14 protein-coding genes and 1 pseudogene are annotated in these 15,352 nt (G+C 39.7%); 10 read left to right on the top strand and 5 right to left on the bottom strand.

Annotation, left to right across the window (positions count from 1 at the left end; genetic code table 11):
- Window positions 1-241 precede the first annotated feature (241 nt).
- The 3 genes from E2491_RS10330 to E2491_RS10340 all read left to right on the top strand — a co-directional run bounded on the left by E2491_RS10330 (window position 242) and on the right by E2491_RS10340 (window position 4,792).
- Window positions 242-1,981, top strand: coding sequence for a TcaA NTF2-like domain-containing protein (locus tag E2491_RS10330; protein ID WP_134375563.1), 1,740 nt, complete (start codon window positions 242-244; stop codon window positions 1,979-1,981).
- Window positions 1,982-2,128: 147 nt separating this feature from the next.
- Window positions 2,129-3,574, top strand: coding sequence for a TcaA NTF2-like domain-containing protein (locus tag E2491_RS10335; RefSeq protein WP_134375564.1), 1,446 nt, complete (start codon window positions 2,129-2,131; stop codon window positions 3,572-3,574).
- Window positions 3,575-3,622: 48 nt separating this feature from the next.
- Complete coding sequence (locus tag E2491_RS10340) at window positions 3,623-4,792, top strand: hypothetical protein (protein ID WP_134375565.1); 1,170 nt, start codon at window positions 3,623-3,625, stop codon at window positions 4,790-4,792.
- A 56-nt stretch (window positions 4,793-4,848) separates the two neighbouring features.
- On the opposite strand, the gene E2491_RS10345 is transcribed toward E2491_RS10340, so the two are convergent.
- Window positions 4,849-6,162 carry an acetamidase/formamidase family protein gene (locus E2491_RS10345; protein ID WP_134375566.1) on the bottom strand — a complete coding sequence of 438 codons (1,314 nt, stop codon included), beginning with the start codon at window positions 6,160-6,162 and terminating at the stop codon, window positions 4,849-4,851.
- A gap of 161 nt (window positions 6,163-6,323) precedes the next feature.
- Here E2491_RS10345 and E2491_RS10350 point away from each other — a divergent pair, with 161 nt between their 5' ends.
- Window positions 6,324-6,566 carry a hypothetical protein gene (locus tag E2491_RS10350; RefSeq protein ID WP_134375567.1) on the top strand — a complete coding sequence of 81 codons (243 nt, stop codon included), beginning with the start codon at window positions 6,324-6,326 and terminating at the stop codon, window positions 6,564-6,566.
- 181 nt (window positions 6,567-6,747) lie between these two features.
- On the opposite strand, the gene E2491_RS10355 is transcribed toward E2491_RS10350, so the two are convergent.
- On the bottom strand, window positions 6,748-7,335 hold the full coding sequence (locus tag E2491_RS10355; RefSeq protein WP_134375568.1) for a hypothetical protein: 588 nt from the start codon (window positions 7,333-7,335) through the stop codon (window positions 6,748-6,750).
- Between the two features lie 293 nt (window positions 7,336-7,628).
- Between E2491_RS10355 and E2491_RS10360 the strand changes: the two genes are divergently transcribed.
- Window positions 7,629-8,732, top strand: a complete 1,104-nt coding sequence (locus E2491_RS10360) for an acyltransferase (protein WP_244093934.1) — start codon at window positions 7,629-7,631, stop codon at window positions 8,730-8,732.
- Between the two features lie 50 nt (window positions 8,733-8,782).
- Here the strand turns inward: E2491_RS10360 and E2491_RS10365 are convergent, their stop codons facing one another.
- The gene (locus E2491_RS10365; RefSeq protein ID WP_134375569.1) at window positions 8,783-9,784 is read right to left on the bottom strand and encodes a hypothetical protein; all 1,002 of its coding nucleotides are present in this window, start codon (window positions 9,782-9,784) and stop codon (window positions 8,783-8,785) included.
- Between the two features lie 257 nt (window positions 9,785-10,041).
- Here E2491_RS10365 and E2491_RS17830 point away from each other — a divergent pair.
- The 5 genes and pseudogenes from E2491_RS17830 (at window position 10,042) to sipW (E2491_RS10395) (ending at window position 13,677) form a co-directional block, all read left to right on the top strand.
- Window positions 10,042-10,520: pseudogene (locus tag E2491_RS17830) on the top strand (competence protein ComK).
- Between the two features lie 274 nt (window positions 10,521-10,794).
- Window positions 10,795-11,388 (top strand): CalY family protein, encoded by a 594-nt coding sequence (locus E2491_RS10380; protein WP_134375571.1) that lies wholly within the window; start codon window positions 10,795-10,797, stop codon window positions 11,386-11,388.
- A gap of 132 nt (window positions 11,389-11,520) precedes the next feature.
- Entirely contained in the window at window positions 11,521-12,069 is a 549-nt protein-coding gene (sipW, locus tag E2491_RS10385) for a signal peptidase I SipW (protein WP_134375572.1), read from the top strand.
- A gap of 25 nt (window positions 12,070-12,094) precedes the next feature.
- A complete protein-coding gene (locus E2491_RS10390; protein ID WP_134375573.1) occupies window positions 12,095-13,144 on the top strand; it encodes a SipW-dependent-type signal peptide-containing protein in 1,050 nt (349 codons plus the stop codon).
- Window positions 13,144-13,677, top strand: a complete 534-nt coding sequence (gene sipW / locus E2491_RS10395; protein WP_134375574.1) for a signal peptidase I SipW — start codon at window positions 13,144-13,146, stop codon at window positions 13,675-13,677. Before E2491_RS10390 ends, sipW (E2491_RS10395) begins: the two co-directional genes overlap by 1 nt.
- A 37-nt stretch (window positions 13,678-13,714) precedes the next feature.
- Here the strand turns inward: sipW (E2491_RS10395) and E2491_RS10400 are convergent, their stop codons facing one another.
- Window positions 13,715-14,503, bottom strand: a complete 789-nt coding sequence (locus E2491_RS10400; protein WP_134375575.1) for a DUF4309 domain-containing protein — start codon at window positions 14,501-14,503, stop codon at window positions 13,715-13,717.
- A gap of 148 nt (window positions 14,504-14,651) precedes the next feature.
- Window positions 14,652-15,347, bottom strand: a complete 696-nt coding sequence (locus tag E2491_RS10405) for a DUF4956 domain-containing protein (RefSeq protein WP_134375576.1) — start codon at window positions 15,345-15,347, stop codon at window positions 14,652-14,654.
- Between the last annotated feature and the right edge of the window lie 5 nt (window positions 15,348-15,352).

The following is a 15,352-nucleotide window of genomic DNA, read 5'->3' on the forward strand; positions in this document are numbered from 1 at the left end:
CTCTCCTTTTTGTGTAAAAAGTCTAGTGTAATATGTACTATTACCTGTTTATACTAGAAATAAATGGTTCAATTGTCAACCTGAAATTTGAGGGGACGGATCGGGCGTTCTTTTCTTTATGCTCTGTCCCTCCTTCTCTCAAAAGGAACGCTCTCTCCGTCCGACTGAAAAAATTCCCTTTAATAACCACTTTAATGATAATATAGATTCATCATTGTTTTTATGAGAAAGGATGTATTTTATGTTTTGTTTGAATTGTGGTGCTTCTTATGAGAAAGGAGAGACGTTCTGCAGAAGTTGTGGCCAGTCGTTTCGGGAGGAATCAGGGGGCAGGAAGGAAAGAAAGGGACTGAATATCGGACTTATTGGACTTATTGCAGGGGTTGTTCTGCTTGTTGGAGGTTACCTTGGTGTCAGCTCTTATTATTCGGCTGAAAATGTAGCGGATCGCTTCTTAACCGGGCTTCACGAAAAGGATTGGGAGTCTGTTCAAAGTAATAGTGTCAGAGAAGATGGCAGTGACATTTCTGAAACAGAGGCCAAAGCCGCTGTTCGATTGATTGAACAGGATGAAGAATTAAGGATGGAATTGAAGAGCAGGCCGGATGAGAGGTATGTATTCAACGATTTGTTTATGCCGGTTAAACATGAACGAAAATTTTTCATCTTTCCGCAATATAAAATCATGGGGAAAAATCAGTTTGTCCAAGTTGTTGATCAGCCAAAGGGTGCTGAAGTCTCAGTTGGAGAAATAAAAGGTGTTTTCCGGGAGCAGGAAGATGCGAGTTTTTCAGTCGGTCCATTGTTTCCTGGTATATATGAAATTACTTCAGCTTATGAAAAAGGAACCGTCAAGCTTTCTGGTACGATTGAGCAAGTTTTGAAAGGTTCGATTCGTGAACCTGTCGTTGTTTCGGTAGATTTAGGTGGAGAATACGCTTCTTTTTCATTAGTTAACAGTTCAGCTGTTAAAGCAGATCTTATTTTCAATGGAGAAAAATATGATATTGACGATTATGGTTATTCAGAAGAAATTGGGCCTTTAACGTTAGATGGAAAATCAGTTGTACAGATTGAATACCTTTATCCTTGGGGAACACAGATGAGTGAAGAGATTAACGTAACTGATACATACATGGAAATTTCACCGCCGGAACCGACTGAGGAACTGAAGAAATCTCTCATCGATCAGACAGCTTTGTATGCAGAAGAGTACCTGAATCACTATGTTTCAGGTGGTGAAACAGCTGTTACAACGGTCACCAATGAGTGGCTGGATGAAATGGATTATTATGCTGATCATGACTTTGAAGGGTCGATCGAATTAAAAGAATTAGGGTTTGATTTCAGTGGTGCACAGCCTATCAAAGAAGGTGATCAGTATGGATACAGTATCCCTTTATTATTTACAATGTCAGCTGAATCGATTGACTTTGAATTCGGTGGAAGTTCGTGTGATTTGCATCTGTTATTTAACGAGGCAGATCAATCCTGGAAAGTAAATGAGTGTTATTTTTATGCAACAGACGCTTACACGTATGAAGATGTTATGAAGCCTGCTGTTACGACTTTTACCTCAACAGGAAGTACGGTTTCATCTGAAGAAGTTACCGGGGCATTAGTGACACAAGAGCAAGTTGCAGGATTTATGGAGAATTACAGCAGAAAATCGGTTGAAGCGATCAATGCAGTTGATTACAGTCTGGTGGCGGGTTTGATTGCAGATGGATCAGAATTGAAAGACATTCAGACAGACTATATAGACTACCTAGACTCGAAAAATATTACGGAAACTTTTAAGGGAGCCGTGGTTGAATCATTTGAACAGAACGGGAATACAATTACAGCCACAACGCTTGAATCATTTATCATCCACCGTGAAGACGGAGATGACGAAATGACCTTCAGAACGGTAACAGAACTAGTACTGGAAAACGGTGAGTTAAAAGCATGGAAATTGATCGAAACGAATGAATTATAGAATGTTTAAAGGAGAATGAATGTATCTATTTATTCTTCTTTTTTTATTGATTGAAAAACATTGACATTTGAATGGAAAAAATATAATCTGTTGGTAGCTAATTAGTACATAAGAATCATTACTTTATTCATAAATAGGAGGGGTAGGATGACTTGTTCATCATGCGGGCATAAAGCAAATCAAGGGGAGAAGTTCTGTCAAAATTGTGGACAGACGCTTAAGGAATTTAAAACTGATACAAAACCGTCACCGCAGTTGAAAACGAAAAAGCCTTTTCGCAACAAGCTGTTGATTTCTGTTGCGGGTATTTTTGTGCTGCTTGCAGCAAGCGGTATAGGGGCGAATTATGTCATCAGTAATCAGATCGACCTGAATAAAAAGTTAAAAGAAATGGACCGTGATTTTCAGAACCGCAATCCCGAAGCTTTTTTAGCTCATTTTGAAACAGAAGGCATCGAACATATGAATGCTGACCATTTTTATAATTACATTAATCAGCAGGACTGGTCCATCATACGTGATCAGCTTTCAAATGAGATAGAATCTCTTGAAACAAACGGCTTTGCTGATCCGCTAACTGACAGTGAAGGCAACAAGATTCTTGCCCTTGTTTCAGGCGAAGGACTATGGGGACTGCCGATCTATGAAGAAGTGAATTTTAAGCTGCATCCGACAGAAGTATTCATTTTGAGTTCGCTCGATGCTCAATTTACTGTAAATGAAATTGACTATTCACTGAAGCAGGATGAGTGGGTATCGGCAGGAACGTATTTGCCTGGCAGCTATTCATGGACATCTGTACTCACAAATGAATTTGGAGATATAACAGGAGATGGTGACCTGTTCGTAAATGGAGACGGTGAAAATCGCTTTGAACTCGAACTTCCTGTTACGGCGGGCATGATTGAACTGACGTCTGATGTAAAAGAGGCAGAGCTTTATATTAATGGTGAAGCCAGTGGTAAAAAGGTGAGTGAATTAGCATCTTTCGGGCCAATTGCTTACGATCAATCCATGGTTTTATCAGCGATGACTAAAAATGACAAAGGTGAATCAGTTGAATCAGAGAAAGTAACGATTGAAAATGATCAACCTGTACATCTTAAGTTTAGTCATATTCAGGACCAGCTTGTAGCAGAAGAAAAAGCCGAACTGGAAGAAGAGGCTGAAAAAAGAAAGCTCGAAGCCATTGCAGCGGTAACAGAAGAACAAAAAACAGAAGTGGCCGGCTTCATCCGTGATTTCCGGGACTCCTATGAATACGCGCTGAACTATGAGGACTATTCATATATTTCTACCTACTTCAAATCAGGCAGCGCAATCGAAGACGAATACCGTGAATACCTTGCAAGCTTTGACGACACCTACTTCCACTTTGACTTCTTAGACCACTCTGTTGAAAAAGTAGAAGCACTTGAAGCGAACAAATTCAAAGTCACCACAAACGAAACATTTGACTTCTATAACCATGTTGATGAAATTTGGCGTTACGATAGAGTCAAAGAATATATCGTAGTAGATAAATATGGAGATTATACGATTGAAGTGATAGATGTCTTGGATGATGAGATTGAGGATGTGACAAACAATTAAGTTCTGACATATTCAAAACAAATCATACTATACTAAGGGGATGCCAAGATGAAACTAAAAAGCGTAGCGTTAGCAACATTTCTACTTACAGGAACTTTAGTCGGAGAAGGTTTATTCAGTGAAAACACCGTTCAAGCTGAACAAGCGGTAACGAAGGAAGTTGTAGATTATCAATTCGTCAAAGGAACATATTATGATGGAATTAATTACTACCCGAACGCTAGAGCAAGCGTGGAATTCAAAACAAAAACAAAAAGTCCCGGAACAATGATTATCGAGTACACTAGGAATCAATTACCATTAGATCAATGGGAAGATACAAGGAGAGCAGAAGTTATTACAATGATGTTATATAAAGAAGGTTTCGGATTTGACGGAAGAGATCAATTCGCTCCACGTTACATGTCTTTCCGAAATGATGGACTTAACAGAGATTCCAAAGAAAATTTCAAAATGAGATTTACGACTTATATTGACGTACCTACATCTAATAATAGCTATTACTTAATGGGTATTAGCGGACATGGTATGGAAAAATATTACAACTATACAGCTACTTTTTACCCTAATCAAAATTTAATGGATATGAACAAAGATGAATTAACAAAATTCTTAGAAACAGGTAAAAGACCTACTGTAGAAGATATTAAGATTCCAAATGTACAATTACCTGCTAATCATGGTCAAGCTGTAGCAGGAATTAATATCCGCCAAACTGTAAACTTACTAAAACTTAATGCAGACGGAAGTTTTACAGTAGAAAAACCGCTTTACAAGGGAACTGTTTATCGAGTATACGGAGTGAAAGGTAACAAATACTCTGTAGGCGGTGGATATTATGTAGAACATCAACAAGGTGTAGCGATTCACGTGGGTCATGCGTTATTAGGTGCGGATAATGTAATGTATGCACCAGACGGTAAAGTCCATAAAACTCTTCCAAAAGGTACTTCGGTGAAGGTTTATTCTTATGATGATACAAAGTATCAAGTAGGTGGCGGTTACTATATCAAAAAATCACCAACAACTAAGTTTGTATTAGGTATTATTCAAATTAAAGCACCTACAACTCTTTATAACTTAGACGGAACCGTAGCAAGAGAACTAAAGTTTGGAGAAGGTTTCCATACCGATAAGTTAGACGAAGATAAAGTTTTCATTAGCGGTCGTTATTACGTAAAACTACAAAAAGGCGTAACAAAGTATATTAAACTCTAAGAAAAACAGAACCGGTTATCCGGTTCTGTTTTTTGCTAGAATCCTTTATATAACATTCAGTATTTCTTATACTGCCTCCTCACCTCATGCAACAACCCTGCCTTCTCCAAATAATGCTCTGGAGCAAGAAAGGTAATCGTAACGACTCCCGGATGACGGCCGATTTCGATGGAGCCGGTGATGGTGGTGCGGTTCATGATTTCAGGGACGGTGACGCCGAAGAGGTCGGCGGCGCGCTGCAGTCCGTTGTCAGTTGCAAGGTTAAGGTTAGAGCCTGTGCCGATAATAGACACTGGCAGTGATTGTTCAAGCTGTTCGATGTTCCATTGAGCTGCCAGTGCTTTTGCGGATGCAAGTTCTTCTTTTGTAAATGGCTTCGCTGTGTATGGCAGATCTTCTTCATTGGGCAAAAGGACCGGACCTGCAAGATTGGCTTTTTTGATGACGTGAACTTGAAGATGAACGATTCCTGCCACGTCAGCTGTATGACCTGCGATTTCTCCGTCACCCTGCATCGCGTGCATATCGCCAAGGTAGACCCCGCCACCAGGCACTTTAACCGGACAGATAATGGTCGCACCAGCTCTGACACGGCTGATATCCATGTGGCCGTCTGTGCGGTGTTCATCAAGCTCGTCCTGCGTGACCACATAATCATGCGGCGCACCAACGAGGAACGATCCAAAGTCTCCGGCATTATGAGAGTCAGGGATCGGTCGGGATGGCGTTGTGCCAAGCTGTCCTAAAAATGGGCGCATTCTTGCCACCACACCAACGAGATCATGAGGAGCAAAGGTAACAATCGGATTCTGGATTGAGTTCTCCGGCGTTTTCATATATGCTTTTCCATCACGTGCAATGGTTTCCGCGGCTTCTTTACTGACCGTTACACCAACATCACCGTGCTCGCTGAAACTGATTGTATAGCCATTCGTAAATACAAAAGGCGTCACGTCAGCATGACAGTTTGCACAGCGGATGGCTTCCTGACCGATTCCTTCGATTATCGTATCAGGATACATCGTGCCGCACTCCGGACATTTCACCGCAACAAAAGGATCACCGAGGAACCGTCCTTCAACCGGAGCATCATTACCGGAAGAAGTCGCAAGTGATGTGACATTAATGGAATGAATCTTAATCACAATCGCATCACCAGGCTCTGCTCCTTCAACAAATACAGGTTTCGTTACTTCGTGACCCCCGCGAATGCAGGGAGTAATCATCGGCCCCCAGCAGCCAGGCGCCGTATTCGCAATAATATGTCCCCCGTCCTTGACCGGTCCAAGCATCTCTTTCGCAGGATCCAGTACCCCATCAATAAAAGAATTCACCAAAAGAGTATCCGTTGCTTTTCTCTGTTCACTCATTTGTCTCTCTCCTTTTCTGAAAATTCATTCTTATTATACAACCAAATACATTAAGATCCTCGTAATTATTCTTAAAGAAAATTATGACAATAGTAAGGGGAGGAATTGTTTAAGTCGAACATTACTGATAAAATTTTAAAAACGGGAAAGGGGATATTGACATGGGGATACTACAGAAGAAAACTTCAGTGGAGCGTATTCTAAGTAAATTGAATGTATTAAAAGCAGCTCAGAAAGAAGGACTTTTGAGCGATTCGTCTTTTTCACAAATTGAGGATAAAGTAAATGAGCTATTTGTTATTTTGTCTTTGGAGGAAAAAGAGGAAGAGTATGATTCATTTGACGAATTTGATGACGATGCTGATGCTGACATTGCTGATTTTCTGATTAATAACGCAAAATAAATGGGGGGGCAGTTAATCTCCCTTTTTTCTTTCCAGATTAAACATTTTATACATTGTATATAAAAAAGAAGCACGGGATCGAATCCGTGCTTCCTGCGATAAGGTATGTCGTTACTATGTAGTCGACACAGTTCTTTATACCACTTTTAAATCGTTTTAAACATTAAATATGCACCATTATTTATGATTCAGTGTAATGACTGATGATTTCACCGGCAAAATTTATAGCATCTTCTTCTGTTCTGTCATCCAGCAAATAATAGGTTACAATGTAGCCCGCATCGTTTACATCAAAATGCATAAATACGGCGTCTGCTTCTTCTGAGTGCATATATTGAACAGGGTGACCTTCGATCTCGATTTCTTCAGCTTCCTGCATGGTACCGGCGCTCTCAGGTGTAATACTCAAAGAAGCAAGTGTCATATCATTGTAAAAATCCCCGTATATGACCTCGCTGTTATTGTCTTTTTCCCACTGATCAACATCAAGATCCTCGATAGGCTCTTCCATTGATTGGTAATATGTAACAATGGCTTGTCGGGGTTCATCCGTTACAACTTCTTCCCCGTCTTCATTTAACTCTGTTTTAGATTCTACCGTTGCAAGTCCTACGGGATATCCTTCGATTTCTGGAATGTAACTGTCTAATTCCAGGCGATCATCAACACTTGAATCGAGATTTTCCAGCGTTACTTCCTCTGAATTATTACCGCCACATCCTGCAATTAAAAGGGCTGTCAGTAAGGCTGTTCCTGTTGCTTTTCTCATTTAATCGCTCCAATCAATCAATTTCTGAATAATGCACGTCATTACTCAAGTAATACCTTACCACATATTCCATATTTTATATAGATAGACGGTTGCAAATAATAGTGAAATAGCTTCCTATCCTGTACGAATCTGGATCGTTTATTACGTAAATAGGTATAAATAAATAGATTTTTGAAATGCTCATTTTTCTTTTTTAACAGGTATTTTACTATTCTATAAAAAGTATTTACCATGTTCTTTAGCAACCGTATAATAACTCCGTTGTTTGATTATATGAGGATGTGTAAAATGTGAAAAAGCCATTACAAATATTTGATATTCATATACTGCGTGCCATCGGATGTATGATGGTTGTCCTCGTTCATGTTTCAGCTGTTTATTTTTATGAACGCGGAGGCTGGGAGGATGTTACGCTGTTTGTGAATCAGATCAGCCGATTTGGAACGCCGCTCTTTGCATTCATCAGCGGATTTCTATTGTTTTTGCAGGTGAAAAATAAAGGGTTTAAATTTAAAAAATTTGCTTCATCACGTTTTAAAAAAATTGTGATCCCATTTGCAGTATGGACCGCTTTTTATTATTTGTATATCTTTGCAGCTGATGGTATATCTCCATTTGAAGATGGAACCACTCAGTTTTTAATCAGCAGTATTTTTGGAGAAAGTTATTACCATTTATATTTCATGTCCATTGTTCTGCAGTTTTATCTGATTTTTCCATTGCTGCAGCTGATTCGTAAAAAGTCCTTTTGGATAGCCGCACTTGTTTTATCAGCTGGTGTTCACGTATATACCCTGCAATATTTTGTACCGGGTCAATTTGAGGGGACCGCAGGTATGATTTTGAGTCAGCGTGCATTTCTGCCGGCATGGCTGTTTTTCTTTATATTTGGTGGATTTCTGGCGTACAATTGGGAACAGGCAAAAGCGTTCGCCATTAAATTCAGAATGCCTTTATTTATAGGTGTATTATTGATTATTTATTTTGCTGCTGTTGAATATGAAGCAGTTGGATCGATACCATCAAATCGAATGACGAATATGATTAACTTACCAATTATTATTCTCTTCATTCTCTCAATTGGTAATGTGATTGGCCGTATTCCATCATTGAATCAATTTTTTTCCAAAATAGGTGCACTTTCAATGGGGATCTACCTGGTACATCCGTTTATCCTGAATGTGATCCAGAGAATTTTGCCGGCAGAAGTGTGGAAACTTTCTTTGTTCCCTGTCTGGTTTGTAATCATTATGGGTTTATCAATTGTAGCGGTCACGTTGATCCAGTACCTTCCGTTTGGAAAATTGATTGTAACCGTACCAAAGCAGTCGAGTACGCCGAGGAAAGATAAAGATATTAATACGCATAGTAAGAGAAGGGCACTTTATGAATAAATATAAAAACTGGACTCAACGCGTTTATTACGTATGAGTCCAGTTTTTTCTTATAATTCGTCTAATCTTCCATAAGTAATGACTTTGTTGTAATGCGGTAAGTCAAAATCAAAATGTAAATAATGAGTCATAGAACTATACATTAATTCATTTTCAGCTGGACCTTTTCTGTTCATGTCACCTCTGTAGCTAAACATTTGTGCAACGGACTCCTTACTGTAGGTTGGATCATTCATCCAGAAAACCTTAATTTGATAAAGGGAATCCTCATCTGCTTTTTGATAATACGTATAAATCGGTGTTTCAACCACTTTAAGGCCGTCCTGTAATTTAATCGGATATCCTGAGTCTTCCGAAATATACTCAATCGAGTCATTGAGAGAATAGGACTCTCCAAACGACTCAGATTTATAGAAATAATTTAAGTCACGGCTCATCACCATTGTTGAGATAATTAGATTTTTAAGCTGACGCTGCTTGTTTAGTGCAGGAGTTTCATATTTAATACCATCTCCGGCTTTAAAGTAGTATCCGCCGCCAACACCGTAATAGTATTGTCCATCAATCAATTTATAGGAATATACTCTGAATAGTGAGTTAGATGGTCTTACAATGTCAGATTTTATGAATGTGGACGATCCTTCAAGCTTATAAAGTGCTAAATCTTTACTTAAAGTGACGCGGCCGATTTGTCCCTCAACGAGAGTAGAATCATTCCATTTAACAGCAAGTCTCTTTTTTTCTGGAACAGGGTTCGGTGTATAGTCTGCATCCTCTGAATCCAAGATGTAATAACCGCCACCCACTGACAGGTAATTATTGAAATCTACATTTGTAATCGAATATACGCGATATGTAGTTCCTGCATCTCTCGCCACATTTGTCACTTCATACCCTAATCCACGAGCCTTTTTGTAAAGCATAACGTCCTCGACTAATTTTACACTTCCAATATGGGTGGAACTGGATGCAGATGCTTCATTTATTGCAAACGGACTACCCAGTATACTTAATGCTAATGCTCCTGTTAATAAAATTTGTTTTTTATTCATAATTGTTCCTCCTAATGATGTTTTTGTCATCTTACAGTAAAGTAGACGTAATGTTTTTGAAATAGTTACACATAAATAATGGTATTTTTAAAATCTTTTTATAAAATATTCGAGACTATATTGTGTTTATTATTTATTTTACATATTATTTAAAAAAATAAAGGATTTTGAAAATTAGTGTCGAAATAAGCTGTGTGAGTTGTGAATGCTCATAAAATAAATGGAATGATGGGAATCATTCAAAAGGAGACAGGTTCATGACATGTAAGGCTTCACCGGATTCATATCGGGTAAGTGAAACAACACTGGCTTTGAGACACGACTTTTCAATTGAGTATGAGACAGTAGCATTTGACAAGAAAGGGATCTTCTATTCCAAGAAAACCCCTAAAGAATTACTGAATGAACGTTGTATCCAATCAGGCGTTCTACTTGAAGGACGTATCGCCTCCGCAAAAGTAAGACTTGGTATTCAGCATAAGGTACCACTGCTTGTTGACCCTACACAGACATCCTAGCCTTCCCTACACACTCTCCAACAAGTTCATGTAACACCTGGCTTTTTCTCGAACATATCCTCTCATTTAAGGACACAGACAACCCAAAACAAATAAAAGTAATCTTTCGCAATTATGAGTCCTTAACCGTTGATTGTTCATATGGAACAATCAAAAAGCAGCTAGAACGTGCTACGAGATTATTTTATCAGGATGTTTATCAGCAACGAAAAAAATAATAAATGCTGAAATCACCCTGATCATACCAAGGGTGATTTCATTTAGTTTGAGTTAAAGTGGATATATTTAATTCTTTTTAAAGCACAAAACGTGCATTATTAAGAAAATAAAAGCAATCCAGAGAAAAGCACCCTAAAATGTTCTTAATTGAGAAAATAACCTGTTTTTTACTCCTTTTCAACTCATTTTCCATCGGGTATAGTGTGGTTGTTGGTTCTTTTTAACGAACGAAAGAGAGCCGAACATACACTTATTTTAGAGGAGGAAGTCAGAATGGGTTTGAAGCAGAAGTTAGGTTTAGGAGTAGCATCAGCGGCAATGGGGTTGGCACTAATTGGTGGAGGTACATACGCGTATTTCAGTGATACTGAAGTATCGAACAATGTATTTGCTGCAGGGTCGCTGGATCTGGCGATGAATCCAACGACGATTGTCAACGTGGACAATTTAAAGCCGGGTGACACGATGCTGAGAGAGTTTGATTTGATGAATAATGGGTCGCTTGATATCGGCACGATTGATCTGAAGACCGGTTATCAGGTTGTGGATCACGGCAATAACAACTCAGACGATTTCGGGAAGCATATTCGCGTTAACTTCCTGTTAAATGCAGATAAACTGGATGTTCCGATTTTCTCCACAACGCTTCATGACCTGCAGAATATGAGTCCTGATGTAATTGAAGGACACGTGTTCACGCCTTGGTTTATCGAAAAGGGCGGGAAGCTGGCTGCCGGAACGTCGGATAAGCTATATGTACAATTTGAATTTGTTGATAACGGACAGGATCAAAACCAATTCCAGAAAGATAAGCTGAAGCTCGAATGGACGTTTGAAGCCATGCAGACTGAAGGAAAAGCCCGTTAATCAAATATTAAAAAGCGAGGGAGCCGGGGATATCAGCCGGTTTCCTCATTCTTTAATATTCTCCACGTTTTATAACCGGATTGATAAGACGTGGAGAATATTAAAATAGTCTATGCAGAAAGGTTGAAGAATATGATGAAGTGGATTGGGAGGATTTTTTCAGCACTTTTTTATACGGGTGTTTTAGTCATGATTGCCGTGATCGTTTTTGCAAAAGCATCGGGTGGTGAGCCGGAATTGTTTGGATATCAGCTGAAGACAGTGTTATCCGGTTCAATGGAGCCGGGGATCCAGACAGGTTCGGTCATTGCTGTTAAAAAAGCAGAGGATCCAATGTCGTTTCAGCCGGGGGATGTTATTACCTATTTAGAAAATGAAAACAGAGTCACGACGCACCGTATTGTAGAGACTGTAAAAAGCGGGCAGCACGTGATGTACATAACGAAGGGTGACAACAATGAAGAAGCGGATTCGCAACCGGTGCTCGCTGAAAATGTGCTGGCTGCATATACAGGTGTGACCGTTCCTTACATTGGATACGGGCTGAATTTTTTACAGACAAATAACGGCGCATTGCTCTTGATCATACCGGGCATTCTGCTTCTGATGTATTCGATTGTGACAGTTTGGAAAGCGATCTCGGGCATTCAGGTCGCTGTTAAAAAAGAAAAAGTATCGTAAGTAAGGTGAGCAGAAAAGAGGACTGATGATGAAAAGTCGTTCTGAGAGAATCCAACGGGAGCGTTCACTGCAAAACCAGCGAACGTTAAATAAAATAAAACTGGCATCGGTGGCACCGGCCTTGCTGATTTTAGGAATGGGGCAGATCACGGGTGATACATACGGTGCCTTTTCAGATAGTGAAGCGGCACAAACGGGAATCAATGCGTGTGAGGTGTTTCCTGACAGGATTGAACAGGTGATGGATGAGCTGATGATCAGAATGAATACGCTTGAATCAGACCGGGGACATATGATGGCCAATGGACCGGCTGCCGTTTCCCCGTTTTCATTTTCTATGCCGTCAGGTGCAGACAGCGCATCGCTTAAAAGTATGGCGGCTCAACTCAGTCAGACTATTAACAATTTAATAGAAGAAAGTCGCCTAACCACGGGCAGACGTCAAAGCGTTCAGCAGCACTGGGAATCGATTCAGCGGGAACATCAAAAGGTGATGGAACTGCTTGAGTATTTGCAGATGAATAAATTTTATCATCCCGGCTGTCTCGTGATTGAAGACAAACAGAAGATACATGAACTGATCCGGATTTTCAAGGAGCAGAAGCTGTTAAATGAAGACGGGAAGCTTGATGCGGAGAGATTATTGCTTGACTACCTGCATTTTGAGAATGGGGAAAATGAAAATGCTCCGTTATCTGCGACAGTAGCCTTTTCGCAAATGAATACATTAAATGACCAGGATTATTTGGATTTAATGAGGGCTCTGGATGAAACGCTGACACAGCTTCAGATCAAACAAAATGATATTACTGAAGCACAGTCACAGATTCTATTGCTTGCTGAGCAAAAAGCGATAGAGGAAGCTGCTCAGATCGAAAAAGAACGTTTGGAAAAGAAAGCGCTGGAAAAAGAGAGCGCACAGGTAGAAGAGCCGCTTGGAGAAAGTGATGTTCCGGACGAATCCGTTGAGGACGAAGCAGAGGTTGTTCCTGAAGTAACGCCTGAGGAAAACGTGGAACCGCTTCAGGCAGAAAAGGAAATGACGGAAATTGAGGAAGGCGAGTCAGCTCCCTGATGAAGGTCATATTGCAGGTTTTCAAAGTTGGATTTGTCATTCTTTTAATCACAATGATGCTGATTGTCGTCATTTCTAGGATCACCGGAAATGAGCCGTCATTTCTCGGTTATCAGATGAAAAACGTCTTATCTGGATCCATGGAGCCTGTCTTTATGACGGGCTCAGTGATTCAAATCAAAAAAACGGAGCACGAGGGAACCGAATATGATATAGATGACATCATCACCTTTCAAAAAGAAAACAAGCTGATCACACACCGAGTTGTCGGCAAAGTCATCAATGACAGAGAAGTCCTCTACACCACACAAGGAGACAACAACGACGGCATCGACAGTACACCAGTCTCAGCCAGCCAAATCATCGGCCACTACACAGGACTCACCATTCCCTACATCGGCTACCTGCTGAAAATCACCGATACGCGGTTGGGGTCTATGCTGCTGTTGGTTGTGCCTGGGGTGATGTTGGTCGGTTTTGCTGTTCAGTTGTTTATAAAACAAAGAAGGTTATATGAAAGACAAAAAACATGAAAAGCAGAAGGCGTTTGCCTTCTGCTTTTTTAAAGGTTTACTTCTTCACAATATCCATTCTCTGAAGCTTCTTTCCTTCAGCATCCTTAAATTCAAAACGTAATTCATAATCCCCCATTTTGTATACCATTAAGTATCCACCTGTGTATTCACTGAATCCGTCACTCAGCAGACCAGTGCTTCCAAGTCGCTTTTTAATCTCTGATGGTGAGATTGTATAATCTGAATGGAACGTATATCCGATTCCTAAAAGATCTTCACCTGGCGCATTATTGAGGTATGTTGCGAAAAACGAGAATTTCTCGTAAGAAAATACATATGCTCCTCGGGAAGTTGATTCATATTTTGGTGTACCGTATTGAGCCTTCATGTCACTTACCGTTGATTTCCATACAGTAATTGGTGTACGTGGCAGTGTACCATCTTCTACTTGTGAACGTAGTGCTGATGAGATCATTGAATCATCAACAAGTAAAGCAAGCTGTCTGAATTTAGAAGCTGACGGCGTTTCGTATACCGTAGCAGTTGTGTTATGTAGATAGTAGCCACCACCTACCGCCAAATACTGATAATTGCCAGACCCTTTAAATCCATAAACACGATACTTATTGCCAGCCGTTCTGAGAAGGTTTGTTTTCTTCAGGCTGCCGTTTTCCATTTTAAACAGTACTGCATTCTTAACAAGTGCGACTCTCCCAATCTGCCCTTCAACTAATGTGGAATCATCCCATTTTACAAAAAGTCGTGAATCACCTGATGCTTCCGTAGTACTTGAGATGGATAAAAATAGTAAAACTGCTGTTACGATACTGATCAATTTCTTCATGCTTAATTCCTCCTAATGATGTGTCTTACAATTAATCAGACGTAACAAAAATGGAAAGGTTTCAAAAAAATTACGTTTTTATTACAAAAATATTTTTATTTGAAATTTTTGATCCATAAAAAAGAAAAAGAAGCGATTTAACAGCTTCTTAGTAGATTGGTGCGTTTGATAAATATTGTACAGATACTTTCAAGTTTCCATTGACCGTCCTCAAATCATCGATCAGGGCCTTGTCAGTCGTATTTTTTTTCATAGTAATTACATAATTAAGCTGAATCATGGTTCCAAGACTGACCGTTTCAACAGATTGGAGCTGAAAATACGTCAGATGTCTGGATAAAAGCAGATCAAACGTTTTTTCATCGTGAAGGTTTTCTGGAACAGTAATGGTAAGTCGTTTGCTATTCGTTTTTTGTTTGCCAAAATTTATTGAATGAAAAAATAAGATAATCACTGTAAGTGAAAAGGTAAATAGTACAGCCAAAATATAAAATCCAAGTCCACAAGCAATACCTGCGGCCATTCCGAAGAAAATAAAGGCAATATCTTTCGGATCGCTCATGGCGCTCCTAAAACGAATAATAGAAAAAGCCCCCACCAGACCAAAAGCAACTGCGACATTATTTCCGATTACGATCATTACGATAGAAACGGTTACCCCCATAATAACGATTGTCTGCACAAATGATTGTGAATATCTGGGACCATTGTGAGTGAAACGATAAATTAAAGCAACGATTGTGGTTAAAACAAAACTCAGAAAAATGGCTGCAAAGGCCTCCAATATCGTAATTCTACCTGTCATATCAGCAAGCTGCTGGATCTCGCTTAAAAATGTACTCATGGCTT

The organism is Jeotgalibacillus sp. R-1-5s-1, assembly GCF_004405105.1.
Classification (GTDB): domain Bacteria; phylum Bacillota; class Bacilli; order Bacillales; family Jeotgalibacillaceae; genus Jeotgalibacillus.

Bases quoted from the DNA above. Each gene is read 5' to 3' on its own strand.
- E2491_RS10380 (WP_134375571.1), top strand. From the start codon at position 10,795: ATGGGTTTGAAGCAGAAGTTAGGTTTAGGAGTAGCATCAGCGGCAATG.
- E2491_RS10350 (WP_134375567.1), top strand. From the start codon at position 6,324: ATGGGGATACTACAGAAGAAAACTTCAGTGGAGCGTATTCTAAGTAAA.
- E2491_RS10405 (WP_134375576.1), bottom strand. From the start codon at position 15,347: ATGAGTACATTTTTAAGCGAGATCCAGCAGCTTGCTGATATGACAGGT.
- sipW (WP_134375572.1), top strand. From the start codon at position 11,521: ATGATGAAGTGGATTGGGAGGATTTTTTCAGCACTTTTTTATACGGGT.
- E2491_RS10365 (WP_134375569.1), bottom strand. From the start codon at position 9,784: ATGAATAAAAAACAAATTTTATTAACAGGAGCATTAGCATTAAGTATA.
- E2491_RS10340 (WP_134375565.1), top strand. From the start codon at position 3,623: ATGAAACTAAAAAGCGTAGCGTTAGCAACATTTCTACTTACAGGAACT.
- E2491_RS10355 (WP_134375568.1), bottom strand. From the start codon at position 7,335: ATGAGAAAAGCAACAGGAACAGCCTTACTGACAGCCCTTTTAATTGCA.
- E2491_RS10345 (WP_134375566.1), bottom strand. From the start codon at position 6,162: ATGAGTGAACAGAGAAAAGCAACGGATACTCTTTTGGTGAATTCTTTT.
- E2491_RS10400 (WP_134375575.1), bottom strand. From the start codon at position 14,503: ATGAAGAAATTGATCAGTATCGTAACAGCAGTTTTACTATTTTTATCC.
- E2491_RS10335 (WP_134375564.1), top strand. From the start codon at position 2,129: ATGACTTGTTCATCATGCGGGCATAAAGCAAATCAAGGGGAGAAGTTC.
- E2491_RS10390 (WP_134375573.1), top strand. From the start codon at position 12,095: ATGATGAAAAGTCGTTCTGAGAGAATCCAACGGGAGCGTTCACTGCAA.
- sipW (WP_134375574.1), top strand. From the start codon at position 13,144: ATGAAGGTCATATTGCAGGTTTTCAAAGTTGGATTTGTCATTCTTTTA.
- E2491_RS10330 (WP_134375563.1), top strand. From the start codon at position 242: ATGTTTTGTTTGAATTGTGGTGCTTCTTATGAGAAAGGAGAGACGTTC.